The 21,635-nt window shown below is 67.2% G+C and carries 22 protein-coding genes; 14 read left to right on the forward strand and 8 right to left on the reverse strand.

Going from position 1 to position 21,635, the window contains the following annotated elements; all coding sequences use genetic code 11:
* Nucleotides 1-32 precede the first annotated feature (32 nt).
* The 3 genes from GC203_RS14055 to GC203_RS14065 all read right to left on the reverse strand — a co-directional run bounded on the left by GC203_RS14055 (nt 33) and on the right by GC203_RS14065 (nt 4,847).
* Nucleotides 33-3,104, reverse strand: coding sequence for a TonB-dependent receptor (locus GC203_RS14055; protein WP_293455526.1), 3,072 nt, complete (start codon nt 3,102-3,104; stop codon nt 33-35).
* Nucleotides 3,105-3,266: 162 nt separating this feature from the next.
* A complete protein-coding gene (locus GC203_RS14060) occupies nt 3,267-4,250 on the reverse strand; it encodes a FecR family protein (protein ID WP_293455528.1) in 984 nt (327 codons plus the stop codon).
* Between the two features lie 15 nt (nt 4,251-4,265).
* Nucleotides 4,266-4,847, reverse strand: a complete 582-nt coding sequence (locus tag GC203_RS14065; protein WP_293455530.1) for a sigma-70 family RNA polymerase sigma factor — start codon at nt 4,845-4,847, stop codon at nt 4,266-4,268.
* A 281-nt stretch (nt 4,848-5,128) separates the two neighbouring features.
* Here GC203_RS14065 and GC203_RS14070 point away from each other — a divergent pair, with 281 nt between their 5' ends.
* From GC203_RS14070 to GC203_RS14080, 3 genes are all read left to right on the forward strand, one after another.
* Nucleotides 5,129-5,365: a hypothetical protein gene (locus GC203_RS14070; protein ID WP_293455532.1), complete on the forward strand. Its 237-nt coding sequence runs from the start codon at nt 5,129-5,131 to the stop codon at nt 5,363-5,365.
* Between the two features lie 580 nt (nt 5,366-5,945).
* Entirely contained in the window at nt 5,946-6,758 is an 813-nt protein-coding gene (locus GC203_RS14075) for a hypothetical protein (RefSeq protein ID WP_293455534.1), read from the forward strand.
* A gap of 2 nt (nt 6,759-6,760) precedes the next feature.
* Nucleotides 6,761-7,624, forward strand: coding sequence for a hypothetical protein (locus GC203_RS14080; protein ID WP_293455536.1), 864 nt, complete (start codon nt 6,761-6,763; stop codon nt 7,622-7,624).
* A 66-nt stretch (nt 7,625-7,690) separates the two neighbouring features.
* Here the strand turns inward: GC203_RS14080 and GC203_RS14085 are convergent, their stop codons facing one another.
* Entirely contained in the window at nt 7,691-8,008 is a 318-nt protein-coding gene (locus GC203_RS14085) for a hypothetical protein (RefSeq protein ID WP_293455538.1), read from the reverse strand.
* Nucleotides 8,009-8,075: 67 nt separating this feature from the next.
* Nucleotides 8,076-8,984, reverse strand: coding sequence for a HEPN domain-containing protein (locus GC203_RS14090; protein WP_293455540.1), 909 nt, complete (start codon nt 8,982-8,984; stop codon nt 8,076-8,078).
* A gap of 404 nt (nt 8,985-9,388) precedes the next feature.
* On the opposite strand from GC203_RS14090, the gene GC203_RS14095 reads away from it, so the two are divergent.
* Entirely contained in the window at nt 9,389-9,742 is a 354-nt protein-coding gene (locus tag GC203_RS14095; RefSeq protein WP_293455542.1) for a DsrE family protein, read from the forward strand.
* A 47-nt stretch (nt 9,743-9,789) separates the two neighbouring features.
* Nucleotides 9,790-10,506, forward strand: coding sequence for a class I SAM-dependent methyltransferase (locus GC203_RS14100; protein ID WP_293455544.1), 717 nt, complete (start codon nt 9,790-9,792; stop codon nt 10,504-10,506).
* A gap of 3 nt (nt 10,507-10,509) precedes the next feature.
* On the opposite strand, the gene GC203_RS14105 is transcribed toward GC203_RS14100, so the two are convergent.
* On the reverse strand, nt 10,510-11,208 hold the full coding sequence (locus tag GC203_RS14105) for a metalloregulator ArsR/SmtB family transcription factor (protein ID WP_293455547.1): 699 nt from the start codon (nt 11,206-11,208) through the stop codon (nt 10,510-10,512).
* Between the two features lie 97 nt (nt 11,209-11,305).
* On the opposite strand from GC203_RS14105, the gene GC203_RS14110 reads away from it, so the two are divergent.
* Both GC203_RS14110 and GC203_RS14115 read left to right on the forward strand, forming a co-directional pair.
* Complete coding sequence (locus GC203_RS14110) at nt 11,306-11,941, forward strand: class I SAM-dependent methyltransferase (protein WP_293455550.1); 636 nt, start codon at nt 11,306-11,308, stop codon at nt 11,939-11,941.
* Nucleotides 11,938-12,780, forward strand: a complete 843-nt coding sequence (locus GC203_RS14115; RefSeq protein ID WP_293455553.1) for a nucleoside phosphorylase — start codon at nt 11,938-11,940, stop codon at nt 12,778-12,780. Before GC203_RS14110 ends, GC203_RS14115 begins: the two co-directional genes overlap by 4 nt.
* A gap of 48 nt (nt 12,781-12,828) precedes the next feature.
* Here the strand turns inward: GC203_RS14115 and GC203_RS14120 are convergent, their stop codons facing one another.
* Nucleotides 12,829-13,248, reverse strand: a complete 420-nt coding sequence (locus tag GC203_RS14120) for a helix-turn-helix domain-containing protein (protein ID WP_293455556.1) — start codon at nt 13,246-13,248, stop codon at nt 12,829-12,831.
* A gap of 82 nt (nt 13,249-13,330) precedes the next feature.
* Here GC203_RS14120 and GC203_RS14125 point away from each other — a divergent pair, with 82 nt between their 5' ends.
* From GC203_RS14125 to GC203_RS14145, 5 genes are all read left to right on the forward strand, one after another.
* Nucleotides 13,331-13,744 (forward strand): MFS transporter permease, encoded by a 414-nt coding sequence (locus tag GC203_RS14125; RefSeq protein WP_293455559.1) that lies wholly within the window; start codon nt 13,331-13,333, stop codon nt 13,742-13,744.
* A complete protein-coding gene (locus GC203_RS14130; RefSeq protein WP_293455562.1) occupies nt 13,741-13,965 on the forward strand; it encodes a GDCCVxC domain-containing (seleno)protein in 225 nt (74 codons plus the stop codon). The genes GC203_RS14125 and GC203_RS14130 overlap by 4 nt, the downstream gene beginning before the upstream one ends.
* Before the next feature lie 288 nt (nt 13,966-14,253).
* Nucleotides 14,254-15,792, forward strand: coding sequence for a ParB/RepB/Spo0J family partition protein (locus GC203_RS14135; RefSeq protein WP_293455565.1), 1,539 nt, complete (start codon nt 14,254-14,256; stop codon nt 15,790-15,792).
* A 404-nt stretch (nt 15,793-16,196) separates the two neighbouring features.
* Nucleotides 16,197-16,523: a DUF736 domain-containing protein gene (locus GC203_RS14140; protein ID WP_293455567.1), complete on the forward strand. Its 327-nt coding sequence runs from the start codon at nt 16,197-16,199 to the stop codon at nt 16,521-16,523.
* Nucleotides 16,524-16,598: 75 nt separating this feature from the next.
* Nucleotides 16,599-17,519 (forward strand): zincin-like metallopeptidase domain-containing protein, encoded by a 921-nt coding sequence (locus GC203_RS14145; protein WP_293455568.1) that lies wholly within the window; start codon nt 16,599-16,601, stop codon nt 17,517-17,519.
* 32 nt (nt 17,520-17,551) lie between these two features.
* Here the strand turns inward: GC203_RS14145 and GC203_RS14150 are convergent, their stop codons facing one another.
* The gene (locus GC203_RS14150) at nt 17,552-18,286 is read right to left on the reverse strand and encodes a hypothetical protein (protein ID WP_293455570.1); all 735 of its coding nucleotides are present in this window, start codon (nt 18,284-18,286) and stop codon (nt 17,552-17,554) included.
* A 63-nt stretch (nt 18,287-18,349) separates the two neighbouring features.
* Here GC203_RS14150 and GC203_RS14155 point away from each other — a divergent pair, with 63 nt between their 5' ends.
* Nucleotides 18,350-19,570, forward strand: coding sequence for a hypothetical protein (locus GC203_RS14155; protein WP_293455572.1), 1,221 nt, complete (start codon nt 18,350-18,352; stop codon nt 19,568-19,570).
* Between the two features lie 67 nt (nt 19,571-19,637).
* Nucleotides 19,638-21,572, forward strand: a complete 1,935-nt coding sequence (locus GC203_RS14160) for a tetratricopeptide repeat protein (RefSeq protein WP_293455574.1) — start codon at nt 19,638-19,640, stop codon at nt 21,570-21,572.
* Nucleotides 21,573-21,635 lie beyond the last annotated feature (63 nt).

Consider the following 21,635-nt stretch of genomic DNA (forward strand, 5'->3'; position numbering starts at 1 on the left):
GTTGATGGGGACGGTCGGGCGGCGAGCGCCGGCTACCAGGCCTTGGTCAGCTGGATGGACGCGAACCGGCCCATCGGGCTGGCGTTGGCGGCGTCGAAGCCGACGCCCTGAGGGGAGTCATAGAACGGCGGATCCCGGTCGAAGAGGTTCAGCACGCTCACGACCACGGTGACGTCGTGCAGCGGATTCGCGTGCGACGCGGCAGCCGGACGCCAGCGGCCCTGGAGGTCGAAGGTCGTCCATGAAGAAATCGACTCGCCGTCGCCATAGCTGTCCACATGATTGGCGCTGACCGTCGCCGACCAGGGACCGCGGCTCCAGTCGAAGCTCGCGCGAGCCCGCCAGTCCACCGGCTCGCCCGGCGTGTCGAGCAGGCTGACCGCCGGCGTGTTCGGCGTCAGCTGCTGATCGTAGCGCGCCAGATAGGTCGCGCTGAGTGAGGCTTCGAACCGGTCCGGGCCCCGGTCGAAGCCGTAGGTCGCCGCCAGGTCGATCCCCTCGACGCGGGTCGAGGCCGTGTTCACATAGCGCGCATCGACGACGGCGCCGTAGGCGTCGGCGGGAAACAGCCCCGGAAACGCGAAGGTCGGATCGGTGATCAGCCCGTTGATGGTCGCCAGGTCCGCGGGCTTGCTCGGGTCGAGGAAGGTGACGAACGGCGAGAACGCCGGGTCGCTGAGGGCGGTCGAGATGTGGTCCAGCGCCGGCCGGGCGATCCGGTTACGGAACCGGGTGTCGAACCAGGTGGCGCTGAGGCGCAGCCCCGGCAGAGTTTCCGGCGCAAAGTCGACGCCGGCCGACCAGGAGGTCGCGGTCTCCGGCTTGAGGTCCTGGTTTCCGCCGTAGCGGATCACTGACAGGAGCTTGGAGGGTCCCTTCTGCAGCAGGCTGGCGCCGAGATCGTTGGCCTCGAACACTTCCGAGAGCGTCGGCGCCCGGAAGCTCGTGCCGTAGCTGACTCTGACCGTGAGGTCGGACCGCGGCTTCCAGATCACGCCGAGCTTGGGGTCGGCGGTCGTGCCGACATCGTCATAGCGTTCCACGCGGCCGGCGACGGAGAGGTCGAGAGCCGCTATGCCGGGCAAGGCGTTGTCGGGCCCCACGATCGGGGCTCGCAGCTCGACGAACGCCGAGGACACGGCGCGGTCATAGCCCGGCTTGCGGGTGGCGCTGGGCGCGACCGTCGAGGTGAACACCAGGTTCTTCTGATCGAAGGTCTCGGTGCGCCTCTGGACGCCGAGCGCGAGCTTCACCCGCCCGCCCGGCGCCGAGAACAGGGTCCCGTCCGCCTGAACCGAGAGGGTGTCGACCTCATTGCGGCTCACCTGCCGTGAAAAGCCCGAGCCGATGAAACTCAGCACCGCTGCGCTGTTGGCCTTTCCGGCGCCGTAGGGATTGAAGTAGCCGTCCCGGACCGCCGAATAGGACGTCGCGGGATCGTCGGCGATGTTCCCCAGCGCCTCGCTCAGGAAGCGGGTGTTGACGACGTTGGTGTATTTGCGAGCGCCGACCTCCTGGGCGAAAGCGCCATAGGCTTCGGCGCGCCAGTCGCCCCACAGGTCGACCTTGAGGCCCGCCGACAGCCCGAGGCTCTCCGCATAGCCGCCGCTTATCGAGGCGCCGAGGTCGTTGGCGAACGAATAGCCGATCTGCTGGGTGGTCAACCCGGGCAGGGGGACGTAGTTCGGGTTGGCCGGCCGCATCGAAATCAGCGCGGTCGACGGCGCGCTCAGGAACGTGAAGCGCCGCCGGGTGTAGCGGCCGTCCAGATCGACCGTGACCCGCGCACTGAGGCTCTGATCGAAGTGCCCATAGACGCTGTCGCGCCGATCGTCGGGAAGCAGGTCCGTGCCCGCACGCTGGTTCTGCAGGTTGATCTCGCCGGCGACGAAGTCGCCGGTGCCGGTCGCCGCGCCCGTCGGACCCGCCCGAATGGCGTAGATCGGCACATAGGTCGAGGTGGCCGAGTCGAGCCGCAGCACATTGCCGGGCGAACTGTAGATCGCCCGGTGATCCGTCCCGCCGAACGCACGCAGGTCAGTCGAGGCGGCATAGTCCCGGTCCGCGCCCAGGAGGTCGGCGCGATGATAGTATTCGTAGGCGAGAAGGGCGCGACCGCCTTGCCATGTCTTGCCGAGCGCCTGCGCGAACTGGGTCTCCTCGGCCGCGCCGCCGGACCCGACACCGTAGCGCGCGCGGGTCTCCGCGCCGTCGAGGCTCTTCCTGAGATGAATGTTCACCACGCCGCCCACGGCGTCGGAGCCGTAGAGCGCCGAGGCGCCGTCGAGCAGCACATCGACGCGCTCCACCGCGACGGCGGGAACCGCCGACACGTCGGCGAAGTCGCCCTTCGAGCCGGTGCCGGCCATGCGTCGGCCGTCGACCAGAACCAAGGTGGCGTCGCTGCCCAGGCCCCTGAGATTGACGCCCGAGGCGGCGAAGGTGTTGGTCCCCAGCGGATCGGCGCCGGCGAGCAGGCTCGTCGGGGTTCCGACGCCGCCGAAGTTCTGCGGCAGGCTGGCGAGGGCTTCGCCGATCGTCGCATAACCCCGTTTGGTCAAAGCCTCGCCGTCCAGGGTGACGACTTCCGAGGGACCGCTTCCGACTCCGCGCAGGTGAGTTCCGGTGACTACCACCTCGGCGATCATCGTGGGCGGCGCGGCGGGCGCAGTCTCCATGGCCCGATCGGAAGACGGGGCCCCATCGGGCGCCTCCAAGACCGATTGGGCGGCAGCCCGGATCACCCCATCCGCCGCGGGGCCGGACATGCCGGTCGGTCCCGTCGCGGGCCTGGCGCGCAGGATGATCGAGCCATCGACGGTGCGCCCCGCGACCAGGCCGCTTCCGGACAGCAGCCGCTCGAGCGCTTCATCCGCCGTGAAGCGACCCTTCAGGGCCGGCGCCTGCCGGCCGGCGACGAGGGCGGCCGAATAGAGCAACTGCCGATGGCTCTGCGCCGAATAGGCGACCAGCGCCGCCTCGAGCGTGCCCGACCGGATATCGAACGCGATGGCGGTCTCCGCCGCGATGACGAAGGCCGGCGTCGACGCCATCGCCGACGCCAGCCCCAGGGCCGAAGCCCCCTGCAACACGACCTGTCTCACTCGACTTCCACGCATGCCTATCCCCTCCTGGCGACGCGCATCGCGCCATCTAGGCGGCGGTCGGCCTTGCGCCGTGCGATGCGAATTGGGGGATAGACACCTGAGCCCCCGGCAAACCCTGACGGAGGGCAAAAAATAATCTCGGCGACGACCCGAAGGGCGTCACCGGTTCGGAGGACGCAGCAGGATGTCGCCGTCTGGTTGCTGGTGCGCTTCGAGCCCGTAGAGGTCCGAAACTGCGGCGGCCAGTGCGTCGGTTTCCCCGGCGTTGAACACGCCGTTGACCGGGGTCGCGGCGAGCTTGGCGTCGGCGTCGAGAATGATCTTGCGCCGGCTGTAGCGATTGGCTTCGTCGATCGCATCGGCGAGCGGCAGGCGACGGAAGATCAGCCGGCCTGTCGTCCAGCTGGAGACCGCGTTCGCATCGACGGCGACCGGAACTGCGGCCTTGGCGCCGGTGGTGATCTGCTGGCCGGGCGCGAGCGTCCATTCGCCTCGGCTGAGCGGACTGGCGTCCCGGACGGCGACCTTGCCGCGGATCAGCGTCACGCGGACATCCCCCGCGTCGCGCCGCACGTCGAACCGCGTACCCAGCGCCTCGATCCGCGTCTGTCCCGCCGCGACGACGAAGGGGCGGGACGGATCGTGGGTCACGTCGAACAGGGCCTGGCCCCGTTCCAGGGTGATCGAGCGCTTCGAGGCGTCGAGCCGCACCCGAACCTTGCTGTCGGTGTCGAGGTCGATGCTGGAGCCGTCGGCAAGCTCCACATGGCGACGCTCGCCGACACCGGTTCCGTAGGTCGAGCCGGCGAACCGCGAGCTGGCGACTACGGCGCCGATCACGATGACCGCGAGGATCGCGGCGACCGCCGCCATCCGCCTGGGCGTGGCCGCGCCGGCGCCCCGCCGCATCGCGCCGCGCTCAAGGGCCTGCGCTGTCGCGCGGGCGATGTCGGGGTCGTTCTCGAGGCCGTCGCCCTTGCGCCACATCGCCTCGACGCGGGCGAACGCTTCTTCGTTCCCGGGCGCCGCGCGCCAGGCGAAGAAGTCCTCCAGGGTCTCGGCCTTGATCGAGCGGGTCTTCAGCCGCGCGAACCATGTCGCGGCCTCCTCCCGGGCCCGGTCGTCCTTGCTGTTCGTCGTCATCGAACGTCCCGCCGCCTATTCGCTGGTTCTCTTGGCGCAGAGCGCGACAGCCCGGGAAATCCGCCACTCCACGGTCTTGATCGAAAGGCCCAGGGACCGCGCGATCTCGTCGTTCGTCAGTCCGCTGAAGCGGCTCAGGATCATGACGTCCCTGTAGATCATCGGAAGTTCGAGCACGATCTGCTTGAACAGAAGGGCTTCGAACTGGTCAGGCGCGACGGCATGCCCGACATGGATCCGTTCCTCCACAAGCAAAGCGTTCAGGCGCCGGCCGTTCGACTCTCGCCGCAACTGGTTGCGCGCCAGGTTGCTCGCGATGCGCATCAGTAGTGCTTGAGGATGACGTATTTCCTGGGTCGCGTGATAGGGGGCGATGCGAATATATGTTTCCTGGACGAGGTCGTCGGCGTCCGCGCCATATCGTCGCCGCAGCAACGCCCTCAGCCAGCCGGCATAGCGCCGATAGAGCTCGCCGAGCGCCTCTGCCGCCGCAGCGTCGGCTCGGCGCTCGTCCTCCGCCACGGCGAGGGCGTTCACGATGTCCGACTGCTGCGTCATGGCCTCGCCTCGCTGTTCCGAGGCCAGACCCGGCGACATCCGGGTGTTGAGAACATGCTTGAGGCATGCGCCGACGCCTTTAGCCTTGCGGCCTGGACATACGCATCGGCCACGCCGGACACGAGGGTGCGCGGAGCGGTCGTCTCAAGCGAGGTTCTCACGCCTCGGCGCCGCGGTGTCCGCGACGCGATGCAAGCCTAGGGTGAACGGGGCGCCGAACGCAAGTCGCACGCCGGTTCAGCGGAGGACCGGGTCCAAGGTCGCCCATTTGACGACTCCGCTCGGCCATTCCATGCAGGCGAGGTCCTCGGGGATTCGGAATGTCCGCCAGCCGCAATGAAGCCTTGTCCGCCGCCAGGAAACTTCTCAGAACCTTCGGCAGCGCGCCCGAGCCGAGGCGGCAGGCCCGGGCCATCTACGCCGAGCTCACGCACGCTGCCGGCTGGACGGAAGGCGAGCGACGCGCGATCGACGCGTTCGGGGCGTGGCTGCTCGCCCAGCCATCCACATTGGAGCTGAAGCCACGTTGCGCCGACCTGCTGGCGACGCTCAGGTGATGATCAGGCCTCCGCCCGGGAGTAGCGTCGCAGTTTGAGGGTCGGCGAAAAAGGCGCCTGGCGAAGCCGTCGCTTCCTCACAGTCAACCACCGGCAACCGGGCGAATTGGATCTGACGCTCGTCGCCTAGCCAAGACCGACCTCACCGCTCGGGGCGGAGCGACGCGGCTCTGCTCATAAGCGATCGCTGCGGAGGACTGCGCGGGGTGGAAAGCGGTCACGCTGCAGGGCCGAGTAGTCTAATTTCTTCGTGGAGCGGCGGAGATCACCTCTGCGCCGGCGCGCAGGCGACCCTAGATCCCGTCGGCGGCGGACGAGAGGAGTGACCATGGAATGTTTCCGGATCGACGAAAGCGGCTACACCGGGTTCGACCTGCTCAACCCCCAGTAACGTCTGCAGGGCGCCGCGGCAATCGCGATCAGCGACGACGACGCTGCTCGGCTGATCAAAGAACACTTCCCGCGTCTCCAGGCCCCGGAGCTGAAGTACCGCGCTCTGTCACGGCGGCCTGGCAGCCGGCCGCATCTTCTGGCGCTGCTGCGCGACCTGCTGCAGGGCTACAAATGCGTCACCCACGTTTTGGACAAGCGCTACATGTTGGTCCTGATGTTCTGTGACTACGCCGTGGAGCCCTGGTACTATAAGCGCGGAGCCGAATTCTATGCCGATGGGCAGAACTATGCGATGGGATCGCTGCTGAGCGTCGTCGGACCGACGATGCTGGGGGCTGAGCCATTCGAGGCCATGCTGGCGGCCTTCCAGCTGGCGATGAAAGAGAAGACCCCCGAGAGTCTGAACGCCCTGGTGGCCGCGGCGCGGCGTACTAACTGGCAAGCGTTTCCCGAGGCGATTGGGCCCCTGGCTAGGGACGCGTGCCCGGACTGCCTGAGAGCGATCGCCACACCAGGTATCTCGACCGACCTCGCCATGGTGGTCATGCAGGCGTTGATCAGCCGGATGGAGATCATGTCGGACGGCCCCTATCGGGTGGAGCACGACGAGTCGAAGAACTTGGCCACGTACCATGAATTGCTACAGGCCTTCATCGACCACACCGATGAGGTCGAACTGCGGCAGACGGCGATCGCCAGCTTCAAGTTCCCCCTGAAGCTGACCGAGGTGGCCCAGGTCGACTCCAAGACCTGCCCGGCCATCCAGTTAGCGGACGTAATGATCGGCGCGGCGCTTGAGGCGGGCAATATCATGACCGGCCAGCGTACGGACGGGCTTGATCCAGACGCCCTCCTGCCTCTCTTCAAGGATGATCAATTGATCCACATGCTCCCGGACCTCGATTTTGAGGCGCAGAAGGAATTCCGCAGAGGCACCCAGGCGTCAGAGGTGATCGACTACTTCGCCGCGAATTTCGCCTCCAAGGGCCGGGTGTCCTGATCGTGGCGGCGACCTGGGAGGTGGCCAAGGCCCGTAACCCAGCCGAGGTCTACAATGAGAAGCGGCGGATCATCTTCGCCCAGATGCAGAAGGACTCGGCCGTCGCCAAGACCTGGCTCGACGGCTACCGCAAGACGCTCGGCCCCACGGGTTATACGGGGCTGAAGGCGGAGGTCGCCTTCTTCGAACAGTACCGGAAGGACCTCAACCTAGTTGTCGCGGCTGACATCGGCGACGCGACCGACTTCGTCGGCGTCGTGGACGGCGCTATGCACCGGATCGACGTGACGACCAATATCGCCTTCAAGCGACTGGCTTCCTACGAGCCGCTGCAGCTGGAAGGCGCTCTCTATAAGGTCGCCGTGTTCGATCAGGGCAGCTTCGACCTTGTCGACATTAACTTCCCATTTTGTGGCCAGTGCCAGAGCGGCCGTATCCTGCCGACGGCTGTGCTGCTCGAGGAGAACCACAACCGGCACGGCGACAGCCAATGGTCGAACGACCAGCTGCTGGTGAACATCTGCAGCGCCTGCGGCGAAGTCGAAGTCGCCGATCGCATCACCACCCCATTCCTCTACGATTTCGGATCGCTCTACCGCGACCTCAACGAGGCGAAGTACGAGGCTGACGTGCTCGATGGGGCGCCGATCGATGTGCGCGCAGAGGCCGCCGCGTATGCGCGCCGCGCTAGCCGCTACTTGTCGGACGTCTTCGGAACTCGCCTGGTCGCGGTCGGCGGCAAGGACTACGAGATCACAAGTCCACGCGACGGCGATGGCTACTGGACGGTGAAGTTCGAGGACCAGCTTCCGCTTGTGCAGGAGCACCTGCAGGACAAGTACCCGTGGGATCTCTCGAACGGCTGATGTCGGCCTGAAGTTCGACGGACGCTCGTGCCCGCGACGTGGGCAGGCGATCACGAGGGGCTGCGGTCAGTCCGCCTCGGTGACGATCATGGTCGGCGCATGGCGCTCGGCGATGTCCTGGTGTTCGTACAGGCGAACGTCGCGGGCGATGTTCAGCCGCACGTAGATGGCGTTGGCCTGATGCCGGTCGATGGCGAGTTTCCACGCGTTGGCGGCGTCGCTGAGGCTGAGCGCCGTGCCGATACAGACCAGCGCCCCTTGGCCCGGGCCTGCGCGCAGGAAGGCGAAGTTACCGGCGCTCGCTGCAAGCTGAGCTGGGGCTGGCACGAGGCGGAAGCGATAGGTCGCGCCCGAGGCGCCTACGAGGTCGATGAAGGTTTTCACGGCGCTTCGATAGCCGGTTCGCCGTCTTCGAACCACAGGCGGCGCGCATGTTCTTCGATCCGGCCGCCTAAGGCGCCGACGCCTCCCGCCGAAGCGTTTCCAATCGTTCGAGGCAGACGCTCTGGACGACATCGCGTAGGCGCACGGCGGACTCGGCCAGGGCGTCGAGGTCCTCGGCGCTGATCTTGTAGCTCGGCGAGTAGCGCGCCTCGACATAGGCGCGCTTCAGGAGTTCGAAACGGCGACGGTCGGTCTTGTTGTCGCGAGGCCAGGCCCCGATGAGCCGGGCGTCGGCCTGCTCGGCCAGAGAGCGCAGGAACTTGATGTTGTGCGAACGCGGAAAATAGAGCGTTCGGACCAGGAGGAAGCAGGCGTAGCAACGCTCGACGGCTTGATGCAGGAGGAAGGCGCCGTCGTTGAGCTCACTTTGCTCGATGGCGAAGCGCGCGATCTTGAGCGCGCTTTCGATCTTCTTGGACCAATCCTCAAAATACCCCTTCGCGACCTCATAGGCGTCCTTGGCCGTGGGCGGCATGGGTGTCGCCAAAGCGTGGCCGGGCAGCTCGTAGAGGACGATGCCGTCGCGGGCGATGTCGGTGAAGAAGTACTGGCCCTTGCCCAGGGCGGCGTTCACCTCCTGCAGGGTGTGGACGATGATGTTGACCGTGCGGCCGATCTTGGGGTCGCGCAGGATCTTGTCTTCGGCGACGTACCAGTAGTCGGCGATGTCGGTCAGCTTCTCGTGGCTGACGACGATCAGCAGGTCGAAGTCCGACTGGTAGCCGTTGTGCGGCTCGTCCACCCAATCGCCCCGCGCATAGCTGCCGAACAGGATGATCTTGAGGATCTTCCCGTTCTTGCGGAACGGTTGGGTGCCGCCGGCGATCGCCTGCTCGAACTCGCCCATCAACAGGCCGATCACCCGTTCGAGTTCGCGCTGCTTGGCCGGGGGAAGGTGATCGATCTCGGTTCTCATTCCGTTCGAGTCTCGACAAGCGGCGCCGCGAAGGCAAGACCCGTTATGCGTGAAATGGCGAAGCCGGGCGTTGAGAACATGCTTGAGACATGCGCCGGCGCCTTTGGCCTTGCGGCTTGGACATGCGCGCCGGCCACCCGGCCGGCCGCGACCTTCGCCTGCGATGATGGCCGGCGACAAGGGGCGGCGCCACACACGCCCTGTCGCACCCGAGGGCGTCGTCTCCGGAGGTCACGGGTTCGGCGCCAGCGCCGCGCTGCTTGATGCAGGTCAAGGCGAACTCGAGCGTGGCGGGAACACCATCTGGACCTGGCCTGGAAGACGGCCATGGAATGCGGTCCTGATTGCAGCCGCCCGCTCAGCAGACAGGATGGCGTAAGGTCCGTGGCCAAGTGGAGCGCGAGATGAGAACTCTGTTCATCCTCAACGATCCGCCCTACGGCACGGAACGCACCTACAACGGGCTGAGGCTGGCTTCGGCGCTCCTGAAGGCCGATCCCGAGCATGAAGTCACCGTCTTCCTGATGGCCGACGCCGTCGCATCCGCGCGCAAGGGCCAGAAGACGCCTGAAGGGTTCTACAATATCGAGCGCATGCTGCGTCGCGTGAGGGCCGGCAAGGGCAAGGTCCTGCTCTGCGGCACGTGCATGGACGCGCGCGGGCTGGCTGATGAGGACCTGATGGAACATGCGGAGCGGAGTACCATGGACGCCCTGGCCGCGGCGGTGAGCGCGGCAGATAAGGTGCTGGTGTTCTGAGCCCTCGCCGCAACAGGAGTCCCAAGGATCCTGAGCCGGCCGCGGCATTGTCGGACCTGCCGCAGTCGTATCGCCATTGGCATGCAAGCCGTCTTGGTCGCGTCACCGAGCGCCTGGAGCAGGCGCTGGTCGTCGAGCTGTGCGGGTCCCTCCCGGGCCGCCGAGTCCTGGATGCCGGTTGCGGAGACGGCATGCTCACATTGAAGCTCGCGCGCAGCGGCGCGCGGGTGACCGGGCTGGACACCGATCCTCGCATGCTCGCCGCCGCCCGTGACCGGCTCGGCGCCGCGAATGCGGAGGCCCAGCTTCTCCGCGGCGACGTGCAAGCCCTGCCGTTCGAGGCGGACACCTTCGATCTGGTGGTCGCGATCACAGTGCTCTGCCTGGTTCCCGACCCTAGCTTGGCCGTCCACGAGATGGTCCGGGTGCTGAAACCGGGCGGCCGGCTCGTCATTGGGGAGCTTGGGCGGCACAGCCTGTGGGCGGCGATGCGCAGGGTTCGCGGCTGGTTGGGGTCCGCGACGTGGAGCGCGGCCCACTTTTGGAGCCGGGCTGAACTCCGCCGTCTCGTCGAGGCTTCAGGGTTGAAGGTCGGCGCTATGCGAGGCGCGATCTTCTATCCGCCGGTCGGCTGGTTCGCATCGCTCGCCGCCAGCGTCGATCCATGGCTTGGACGGCGCGCCACATTTGGCGCCGCCTTCATCGCCCTGGCCGCGGTCCGCCCGCCGCTCGGCGATGAGACGCCCGGATTGTGCAAGAGCTGACCGTCAGCGCGGCGAGCCGGCCTCGACGGGCAGGCCCGCGCGCCGCCATTCCGGAAGCCCGCCATCGAGCCGCCGGGCTTCGCGGCCTTGTTCGCGGAGGAACGCGACCGCCTCGAAGGCCAGGACACACCAGGGGCCGCGGCAGTAGGCGACCACTTGGACATCGGGGGAGATCTGATCCAGGCGCGATCCGAGTTCGGCCAGAGGGATGTTCACGGCGCCGGCGACATGGCCGTCCGCAAACTCATCTGACGGCCGCACATCAAGCAGCGTCACGAGCCCGTCCGCCATCATCTGTTCGAGCGCCGCGAATTCCACGGCGTCGAGGCTGTCTCGCGATTGGAAGTAGTCCTCGATCACGGTCCTGACGGCATCGGTATGGCGCTCGCCCACGATTCTGAGGGCCGCCGTCAGGTCGAGAACGTCGCTGCCGGCGAGGCGATAGACGATCTGTTTGCCGCGACGCTCACCAATGACCAGGCCGGCGCGACGCAAGGCCTGCAGGTGCTGCGAGGCGTTGGCGACGGTCAGGCCCCCCTTGGTTGCGAGCGCCTCGACGCTCCTCTCACCCTGCGCAAGGTGCTCCAACAGGTCCAGCCGATGCGGGTTGCCTAGCGCCCGGCCGATCTCGGCGAACGCGGCGAAGAGGTCGAGCTTGGCGGACAGGCGAAGACTCCCGATGGCGGCTTGACGATCATTCAAGAGAGTTCTTGAATGTTAGCGTGCAGGCGCAAGCCGTCAAGAATCCCGATCGTCGGCCCAGGCGTATGCCTGGGCTAGCGTCGCTAGGAGCCTCAATTTGAGCACGACGCAAGAGCATTGGGAGCAGGTGTACGGCTCCAAGGCGGCGGAAACCGTGAGCTGGTTCCAAGCCGAGCCGTCGCCGTCCCTGGCTATAATCGCGGCAGCTGGGGCGAATCCTGAAGGCGCGATCATCGACGTCGGCGCCGGCGCCTCGGCCCTCGTCGACCACCTGCTGGATCGCGGCTTTCGCCACGTCAGCGTCCTGGACGTCTCAAGCCAGGCCCTGGCGGAGGTGAAGGCGCGGCTCGGCGAGCGGGCGGCGCTGGTGAACTGGCTGGTCGAGGACATCACGACCTGGCGTCCGCCCGCCGCCGCCTTCGACCTCTGGCATGACCGCGCCGTCTTCCACTTCCTCATCGATGCGGCGGATCGCCAAGCCTACCTTCGGACGCTCGAGCGGGCGCTGCGTCCTGGGGGCCATGTGATCCTGGCGACCTTCGCCTTGGACGGGCCCGAGCGCTGCAGCGGCTTGCCGGTTCAGCGATACTCGCCGCAGATGCTCGCAGCGATCCTGGGCCCCCGTTTCGCATTGATCGACGCTCGCCCGGAAACCCACCTGACTCCGGGCGGCGCCTCGCAGAGCTTCGTCTGGTGCCTCTTCCGCAAGACAGCCGACGGGAAGGCGTCATGATCGGCGATCCGCTCAATGCGCCGATCCTGGCCGGCAAGCGCCATGCGGAGGCCTCGGCCTTCCGTCCTGAGAATCTGTTGCGCGAGGCGCGACGACAAAAGGGACTGCCCGATCTGCAGACCACTCGGGTCTGCATTCTCGACCCGGACGGGGACCTCGTCCGCGCGCTCAAGGCGAGCGGTCGGGCGCGGCGGGATCCTGCCTGGGCCTGCTATCACACGGAGCTCTATCGGTTCGAGGAGGGCGGCTGCGAGTACGGCGTCATCGGTTGCGCCGTCGGCGCGGCCTTCGCGGTCCTCGTCGCTGAGCAGCTCTTCGCCAGCGGCTGCGAGCTTCTCCTCAGCATGACGTCGGCCGGGCGGCTGGCGCCTGTCGGTGTCGCGCCCCCATATTTCGTGCTTATCGACCGGGCGCTGCGGGACGAGGGCGTCAGCTACCACTACCTGGCGCCCGGTGAGTTCAGCGCCGCGGCGGGTGATCTGCTCGAAGCCGTCGACGGGGCCTTCGTAAATCTTCGCACGCCGGTGATCCGCGGGGGGACCTGGACGACGGACGCACCGTTTCGGGAGACCGAGACCGAGATCGCCGCCATGCGCGAACGCGGGCTGCTCGCCGTGGAGATGGAAGCGGCCGGGCTCTACGCCTTTGCGGCGGCTCGAAGCCGGCAGGTGCTCTGCTTCGCCCACGTCACCAACCAGATGGGCCAGGCCGGCGACTTCGAGAAGGGCGAAGCCGACGGGGCGGTGGACGCGCTGGCGGTGCTCACGACGGCGGCGCGGGCGCTTCTCGTAGAGGACGCGCCACTCGTCGGCCCAGGGCGTGTGCTGCCGCAGGCATAGCACTGCTCCCGACGATGGCTTGTGCAACGCCACTTCCGCAATTTCGTGTCAACACCCCTTGGTCGGACGGTCCGCGTCGAGGGCCTCGATAAGCGGGCAACCGGGATCTTGCCCGCTGTCGCAAGCTCGAACCGAGTCTGCCAGGACCCGCTCCATGCGCCGGAGGTCGGCGATTCGCGCCCGCACGTCCTTCAGGTGCGATGCGGCGAGGGACCGCACCTCGGCGCAGGGATCTTGCCCGCCGGCCGCGAGGCCCAGCAGGGCGCGCACTTCTTCCAGCGTGAAGCCGAGGGCACGTGCGCGACGCACGAATCCGAGGCGGCCCACATCGTCCGCCCGATAGCTGCGGTAGCGCCCGCGCCGTTGGGGGGCAGGAATGAGGCCGATCCGCTCATAGTAGCGGATCGTTTCGATGTTGCAGCCCGTGCGGCGCGAGAGTTCGCCGATGGGCATCGCCTTTTCAGCCATGGAAGTCGCCTGTCGATCGGGGCTTGAGTCTGTAGTCGCTACAGATGGCATGCTGGTCCGGATCGCACCAGGAGATGAGGGCATGACGACGAGCAGCGGGTTTGGATCTCGCAGGCAGGGGGCCGACCGCGAGGCGGCTGAAGCCACCCTGAGCTGGGCGGCAGTCGCGGCCGCGGGGGGTGCGGTCTTCGCCTGGGCCGCCTGCTGCGTCCTGCCGATGTCGCTGGCCCTTGCCGGGCTGGGCCTGGGCGGCCTTAGCTGGTTCGCAGGTCAGCGCACCTGGATCACGCTCGCGGCGCTCGCCATGATCGGCGTGGGCTGGCTCATGACCTGGCGACGAGCACGGATGTGTCGGGCCGGCCGCGCCTGCGCTGCGCCATCGCGGCTTGCGACCGGGCTGCTCGGGGCGGCCACGGTTCTCGTTCTCCTCGCCCTGGCGTGGCGGCCGATCGTCGAGCCATGGGCCCTGGCGCTCATCCGGGGCGCCCGAGGATGAGCGACGTTCAGATCCAGGCTCGCTCCACGCTGACCTGTCCGCACTGCGGCCACCAGGCGACCGAGACCATGCCGGCGGACGCCTGCCAGTACTTCTACGACTGCCTGGGCTGCGGCGCCGTACTCAAGCCCAAGCCGGGCGACTGCTGCGTCTATTGCTCCTATGGCGATTTTCCCTGTCCGCCGATCCAGGAGGCTGGCGGCCAAGCCTGCTGCGCCTGAGGGTGCGGCAAAGCCTTTGCTATGGTCGCGCCGCTCCCGCGGCGCGCGGCCCTAAGGGCTCCGCCCTCGCGCAGGACAGGGTGCGCGGCTTCGCCGCCGCTTCGGCCGGTTTCCCCGACCTTCCGCGCCAGATCACAGGTGGATGGCAGGCACAAGCACGAGCGGCTTGTGCAGGCCGGGAGACACCCCTCCGGCCGGCTCGCCCTGGCCCTTGCTACCCCGGTCTCGCCGACGGGCAGGGCAGCAGGCGCGCCTTGCGCCTGCCAGCCATGCCCCAAGGAGGCAGACATGACCCAACAGACCGAACTCAATCATCAGGACGGCGACGTCATCGACGTGCCGCTCAACAAGCTGAAGAAGTCGCCGCGCAATGCGCGGCGGACCCCGCATGCGCAGGCCGACATCGAGGCCCTGGCCGCCAGCATCGCGGTGAAGGGCGTCCTCCAGGCCCCCGTCGTGGAGCCCGAGGCGGACGGGGAGGGGACGCCGACCGGCTTCTACCTCGTCACCATCGGCGAGGGGCGTCGCCTCGCGCTCTGCGTGCTCGCCAAGCGTAAGCAGATCAAGAAGGCTGAGCCCGTGCGCTGCGTCGTGGACCTCGCCAACGATCCGCATGAGATCAGCCTGGACGAGAACGTCACTCGCACCGGCATGCATCCGGCCGACCAGTTCGAAGCCTTCCGACGGCTCGCCGATGAGCGGGGGCTGTCGGCCGAGGAGATCGCGGCCCGGTTCGGCGTGTCGGCCCAGGTGGTGCGCCAGCGGCTTCGCCTCGGCGCCGTCAGCGCGGCCCTGATGGACCTCTACCGGGCGGGAGACCTGAACCTCGACCAGATGATGGCGTTCGCGGTCAGCGAGGACCATGCCCGACAGGCTCAGGTCCTGGAGCAGCTGGGCGGTCACCGTCCGCCCTATCTGATCCGTCGCGCCATGACCGAGGCCAAGGTGTCGGCCGCCGACCGGCGGGCGCTGTTCATCGGGACCGAACCCTACCTCGAGGCGGGTGGGACCATCCTGCGCGACCTCTTTACCGAAGATGGCGGCGGCTGGTTCGAGGACCCGGCCCTGCTGGACCGGCTGGTGGCCGAGAAGCTGGCCGGGATCGCGGAGAACGTGCGGGAGGCGGAGGGCTGGAAGTGGTCCGAACCCCACATCGACTTCCCGCGCGCGCTCGGCCTCGCCCGTGTCTACCCTCGTCCGGTGGAGCGCTCGCAGGACGAGACGGCGAAGATCGACGCTCTCTCCGAAGAGTACGACACCCTGGTCAGCGAGTGGGACGCCGTCGAGGATCTCCCGCCCGATATCGAGGCCCGCTTCAAGGAGATCGACGCCGCCCTCGACGTCTTCGGCGACGGCACGGCCTACCACCCCGAAGAGATTGCGCGCGGCGGTGTCTTCGTGATCCTCGGCCAGGACGGCGTGGCCCGCGTCGAGCGGGGACTAGTCCGGCCCGAGGACATGCCGGCGCCCGAGCCTGAGCCGAACGTCGAGTCCGGCGGCGGTGGGGTCCGGCCGGAAGGCGACGCGGATGACGCCAGCCCGGAAGCCGAGGAGCCGGAGGACCTCGACATGAGCGGCTACTGGACGCCGACCGTGGCGAGCTATCTGGGCCGCGTCACCAAGGCCGGGATCGGCGAGGCGGTTCGGGAGGCCGTGTCGGCGGAGGCGGCCGAGCGGATCGGCGGCCTGAAGAAGCCCGATATGGCGTCGGAGGCCGAGGCGTTGCTGGCCGGGAAGGGCTGGCTGCCGAGCCTGCTTCGAGCGCCGGTCCCGGCGGCGTCCGAGGTTCAGTCCGAGGCGCCGGGCCTGACCGAAGAAGCCGCCTAGCGGCGAGGCCGCAGGTCGCGGCCCTTCTCTCCCGACTCTGGGGGCCGTGCGCCGACGAGGTGGGCGGCCCTTCTTTCTGCGTGCAGGGCGCACGGCGTCGCCGGTGGTGTGGTCCCGGTCGCCGGCCCGATCTCCGCACCTTCGCGACCGACCCATGTCGCCTCTCTCTGGCCTGATTGGGCCGAGGGGTGCGGGCCGTTCCGGCCCCGCTGATCGCCCCAACGCCGGCTCCCGACTTCTTTCCCCTTCGGCTGCGCCGAATTCCTCGCGCGTCAAACAAGTCGTCGCCGGCGTCCTCCGCTGCGCTGCGGGCCTGCAGCTGCGGCGCCCAGCGCCCCTCGTCCTGGAAATCGCCATCGAGGCCGCGATGGGCGCGGTCCGAGGAAGACTTAGGAGAATATAGAATGGCGACCATCGGCACCTTCACCAAGGACGACGCCGGCAACTACAACGGCGCGATCAAGACCCTGACCCTCAACGTCAAATCCGCCGTCCTGCGCAAGGTCGAGAAGGACAACGACAAGGCCCCCGACTTCCGCATCTTCTCCGGCCAGACCGAATTCGGCGCCGCCTGGATGAAGACCTCCCGCGAGGACCGGGCCTACCTCTCGGTCAAGCTGGACGACCCGAGCTTCCCGGCTCCGATCTACGCCAGCCTGGTCGACGCCCCCGAAGGTGAACGGGGCTCGGGCTACAGCCTGATCTGGTCGCGCAGCCGCCAGGCCGACTGACCCCCCCCCGCAGAGCGCCCCGCCGCTGTCGGCGGGGCGCCGCGTCCCCAAAACCTGAACCCACAGGAGGCCGCCATGACGCGCGCATCTGAGACCTCACGCCCCAAATCCAGACAAGACCTCTATAGCCGGGTCACCAACGCCATCGTCGCCGACCTTGAGACCGGCGTCCGCCCCTGGACCAAGCCCTGGTCCGCCGAGCATCTGGCCGGACGGATCAGCCGCCCGCTGCGGTCCATCGGCGAGCCTTACAACGGCATCAACGTCATCCTGCTCTGGGCCGAAGCCGTCGCCCGCGGCTACACCGCGCCGATCTGGATCACCTTCCGCCAGGCCCTGGCGCTCGGGGGCCATGTCCGCAAGGGCGAGCACGGCGCCACGGTGGTCTACGCCAACCGGATCAAGCGCACCGAGACCGGCGATGACGGCCAGGACGTCGAGCGTCAGATCCCATTCCTGAAGGCCTACACTGTCTTCAACGTCGAACAGGTCGAGGGTCTGCCGCCGCACTTCCACACGGTCGCCGAACCCAGGTTCGACGCCGCCCAGCGGATCGATCAGGCCGAGGCCTTCTTCAGGGCCACGCGCGCCGACATCCGGCATGGCGGCGACCAGGCCTACTACGCCATTCATCCCGACTACGTGCAGATGCCGCCGTTCGAGTGCTTCCAGGACCCGGAGGCCTACTACGCAACCCTGGCTCACGAATGCACCCACTGGACCCGGCACCCGACCCGACTAGATCGCGACTTCGGCCGCAAGCGGTGGGGCGACGACGGCTATGCTCGTGAAGAGCTGGTCGCCGAACTTGGCGCGGCGTTCCTCTGCGCCGACCTGGGATTGGCGCTAGATCCCCGAGCGGATCACGCCAGCTACATCGCCAGCTGGCTGGAGGTGCTCAAGGGCGATCAGCGGTTCATCTTCACCGCCGCTGCCCACGCTCAGCGAGCGGCGGACTTCCTCCACCAGCGTCAATCGACGGCTGCCGCCGCCTAACGGCATTTGAGGCGGGCGCTTCGGCGTTCGCCTCAGTTTCCTTCGGAAGCTGTCTCGCTGCGGACTTCCGGGACGCACCGAGACATGAGGTCCTTCGCGACGATTCCGATCTCGTTGATCGAGGTCTCGCCAGCAACCACGATCCGGTCCAGTAGTGCTTCGGCTTGAAGCGCAAAGGTCGGGTTGGTCCAATTGTCGTGGTCAGGGCCAGCGAAGAGCAGCCAGCTTTGCAGCATGTAACTTGGGTGCGCGCTGTCGCAGAGGAACTTGTAGTCCTCTAGAAGTCCCGGTGTGGCGGCCTCGGCAGCCCGAATGAAATCCATGACGTTGACAAGCGGGTGAGGCCCGACCCCGCCGCGTACATGCGGGATGGCCGTGTTCGATCCGAAGATGACCTTGACGGCGCGGTTGTGGGCGACGCCGAGGTCTCCGGCCTCTATGGGCCGCAAGACCTTTTGCTCCAGCCAGCATAGCTGCCCGTATAGCACCTGAACCGTCCGAAAGCCGGTTGCCGCGAGGAGGAAGTGGCCTTGAAGCCAGAGCTTCGAGGTCGAAAACGCTACCTCGCGCGCCGAGCGAAGGCTGCCAAGGGTCACAAGGCAGACCTGAAACTTAAGCGCAGCCCGGTCGCTCAGCTCCGTCGAGATCGGCCAGGCTGGAAGGTCGTCCAGGAACGGGTGCAGAAAGTCAAGGGTCGTCGCCCCAAGCCCCAGGACGCGGTCCTGAAAGCGGGCCGTGTGCCGGCGCCAAGGCGGAAGGTCCGACATGTGCGCCCTTCTCCTCAGGTCGCCCCAGCTTGACCATTGCCGCGAGCCTCCTACACCGGAGGGATGCAGCTCATGGTCTTCTATTCCTGGCAGAGCGATCATCCACCCAAACTTGGGAAGGAGTTCATTCGCGTCGCGCTGGAGGCGGCGGCGGCCCGGATCAAGGCGGCTCGCGGAATCGAGGTGATCATCGACTCCGACACGCAAGGCATTCCGGGGACCCCTCCGGTGAATGCCACCATCCTAAGAAAAATCGAAGCCTGCGATGTCTTCGTCGGCGATATCTCGATCGTGGCGCAAACGGCCGAGGGAAAACTGGTCCCGAACCCCAATGTCATGGCCGAATACGGCTATGCGCTGATGGCCAAGGGTTGGGAGCGGATTCTCTTGGCCATGAACACAGCCTTCGGGCCGCCAAAGGACCTGCCGTTCGACCTAAACCATCACCGGTTTCCTGCCGACTATGAGCTGGCGAGCGAGAAGCCTGACAAGGCTCGCCGGGACGCCCGCGACAAGCTGTCGGCGCGTCTGGAGCTGGGCCTGAACGTCATCGCCGATGACATAATCGCCACGCGGCCGCCGCCCCCCGACCTGTTGCCGCCGCTCCACGCCCTTGCCATCCAAACGCTAAATTCCCGGTTCGCCAATAATCCGCCGGCCATCGTTTCCGAGCCCGCGGCATGGCTCTGCATCGCTCCGGCCGCGGCGCTCGGCGCGACAAACCTAGATCTCAAGGCAGTGCAGGCTGCGCGCCATCTGCTGTTTCCTACGGACGAGGTCACGACGCTTACCGGTCAGGATCACACCCAGTGGTGGGCGAAGGCCCCGGCGCGCGCCATTCCCGACAAACCCAATCCCGAGTTGGACTGGTTCGCCCGGCTATTGCGGCCCGGTGTCGTCGAGCAGGTGTTCACCCTCGGCCACCGCATCGACGATGATCCCACAATCGTCGTGAATGGCTTCCACATCGAAAAGCGTTTGGTGACTCTTGCCGACCGCAGCATCGCGTTATTGACCGCCCTGGGTCTGGCTGGACCCTTCGCCGTGGTGGCCCACCTCTACGGACTTGAGGAGGTCGAGCTCTGCGGAGCGCCAGGCAGCGGGCGCTTCCGGGTTCAAAGCCTGGCGCTGACCGCTGCGCTGGTCCCTGAAGGAGGCCGCGCGGGCGCCTTTCTGCGCCCCGCGTTCGACCAGCTTTGGCTGGCCAGCGGTGTCGCGCAGGGGTCACTTTCCTACGACGGTTCCGAGGATTGGAAGGGCTATGCCCCCGACAACGCCTACTGAACGAGATCGAAATGGCGCTGGGGCAAGTCAAGCGAATCGAGGATATCCCCTTTCTGGCTGAGGGCCGATGACCCACTTCGATGACTTGCCCATTCGCGCCGCGACGCACGCGCTCGAAGACCGAGCGGTCGCCGCCTTTCACGCGCGCCTCAACGAGAGCGGCGCATTCATTCTTCAAGCTACAGATCGCCGGGACTATGGGGTCGATTGCCAGATCGAAGTGCAAGACGGCGGCCACGCCACAAATGTGCGGATCCACGTCCAGCTGAAGGGGACGGAGCGGTCGCTGAACGCCGACGGCTCCATCAGCGTCGAGGTCAGCCGCGCCAATCTCAACTATCTCTTGATGCAACCGTACAGCCTCTACGTCTGCTTCCACGCCCCCACGGGCAATCTGTTGGTCCGAACGGTCGAGAGCGTCCTCACCCAATACGAGCATGAGGGCAGGGCGTGGACAGAGCAGCAGACGTTGACCATCGGCTTCAACGAGCCGCTGTCGGTTGAGCGTCTGGTCCGGCTGGCCCGTCTGGCCCGAAGCGACGCGCGCACTTCGCGCGACCGCCGGATCGGACAGGCGGGGGAGCCCGCGACGGTCCTGCACGTCCCTGCCGCCGTCCACGTTCCGGAGGACCCCGCGCTCGCCGCGCAAGCGCTGGCGATGCTCTATGAGCGCGGGTGCGACGTGATGATCAGCGCGAGCTTCGAGACCTTCGCTGCGGTCCTCGGCCCGCAAAGCGACGCCTTCGGGCCGAGCTACATGGCGGAGATCAACCTCGGCATGGATCGCACGAGCCGGTTTCCCGAGCGCATTCGAGACGCGATCGGCTATTTCGAGGCAAAGCTCGCGGGCGGCCTCTATCAGCCGTCGAGCCTGCATTACACGATCGGCAACGCCCACTCGGCCCTGGGTGACGAGGGCGCGGCGAAGGAAGCCTATCTGCGGGCCCTCAGCGATCCGGCTTTGCCGCGCATGCCAAACCTCGCCGCGCAAATCCTCAAGAATCTTGGCACGAGCTTCGAACGGCTAGGAGATGAAGCTTCCGCGGTTGAGCACTATCGCGAGGCGCTGCGGCTGATGCCGGACCTGCCTGAGGCCCATGCAGCCATGGGCCACCATCACCTTCGCGCCGAGCGGTACGCCGAGGCCGTGGCCCATTTCGACCGGGTGATTTTCGTGGAGCGCCGGCACGGTCACGCTTCGGGCGTGGCGGGCTGGCGGGCCAACGCGCTGTTCAATCTCGATGACGGTCGGGCCGCCTTCCGGGAGATCAACCAGCTGCTGGCTCAGGCCGAAGCCGAGCCTTGGATATGGCCTTGGTGCGCCCGGCTCGTCGCCGTCTTCGGACGGGCGACTCCGGAGAACGCCGTGCAGGCGGCCGACTTTTGGCCGCGCTACATTCGCGAGTTTCCAGACCACTCCGCCGGTTATCGCGAGCTGCTTCTGTCGCGCCTCTACCTTCGCAGCCAGGGCCGCGATATCGGCGCGACCTACGCGACGTTTTGCGAAGAGTTCGACCGGCACATTGCTCATGTCCAAGGTGAGGCGGCGGCGCTCCTCTGGGACCGGCTGGGCCATTGGGCGCAGGACGACGGGAACTGGGCCGAGGCCGAGCGCTGCTTCCGAAAGGCCTATGATCTGGATGGCGGTCACTATGGCTACTGCCTAGGGACAGCGCTGGTGTTCCAAGGCCGGTTCGCGGAAAGTTTGCCGCTGCTCATCGAGCAGGCCGAGACCTTTCAGCCGGACGCGCCAAGCTGGTTCCAGCTTGGTGTGACGTATGCCGGTCTGGAGCGTCCGGACGATGCGATCGCCGCCTATAGCAAGGCGCTCGACCTCGACCCCGACTACGACCTTTCGATGTTCAATCTCGGCGGGACGCACTGGAACGCGGGCAACCAAGCTGAGGCTTTGCGCATCTGGAACGCCGCAATCGTGCGCTTCCCGGATCATCACCTAGCGGCGAAGCTCAAGGCGGATATGCCGGAGTTCTTCGGGGACTGACGCCGGCTTCAATCGCGTGCTTCTGGCCCGGCTGGGGCGGCCCAAAGGGCCGGCGGGCGAGCG

Source organism: Phenylobacterium sp. (assembly GCF_016124325.1).
Lineage (GTDB): Bacteria > Pseudomonadota > Alphaproteobacteria > Caulobacterales > Caulobacteraceae > Phenylobacterium.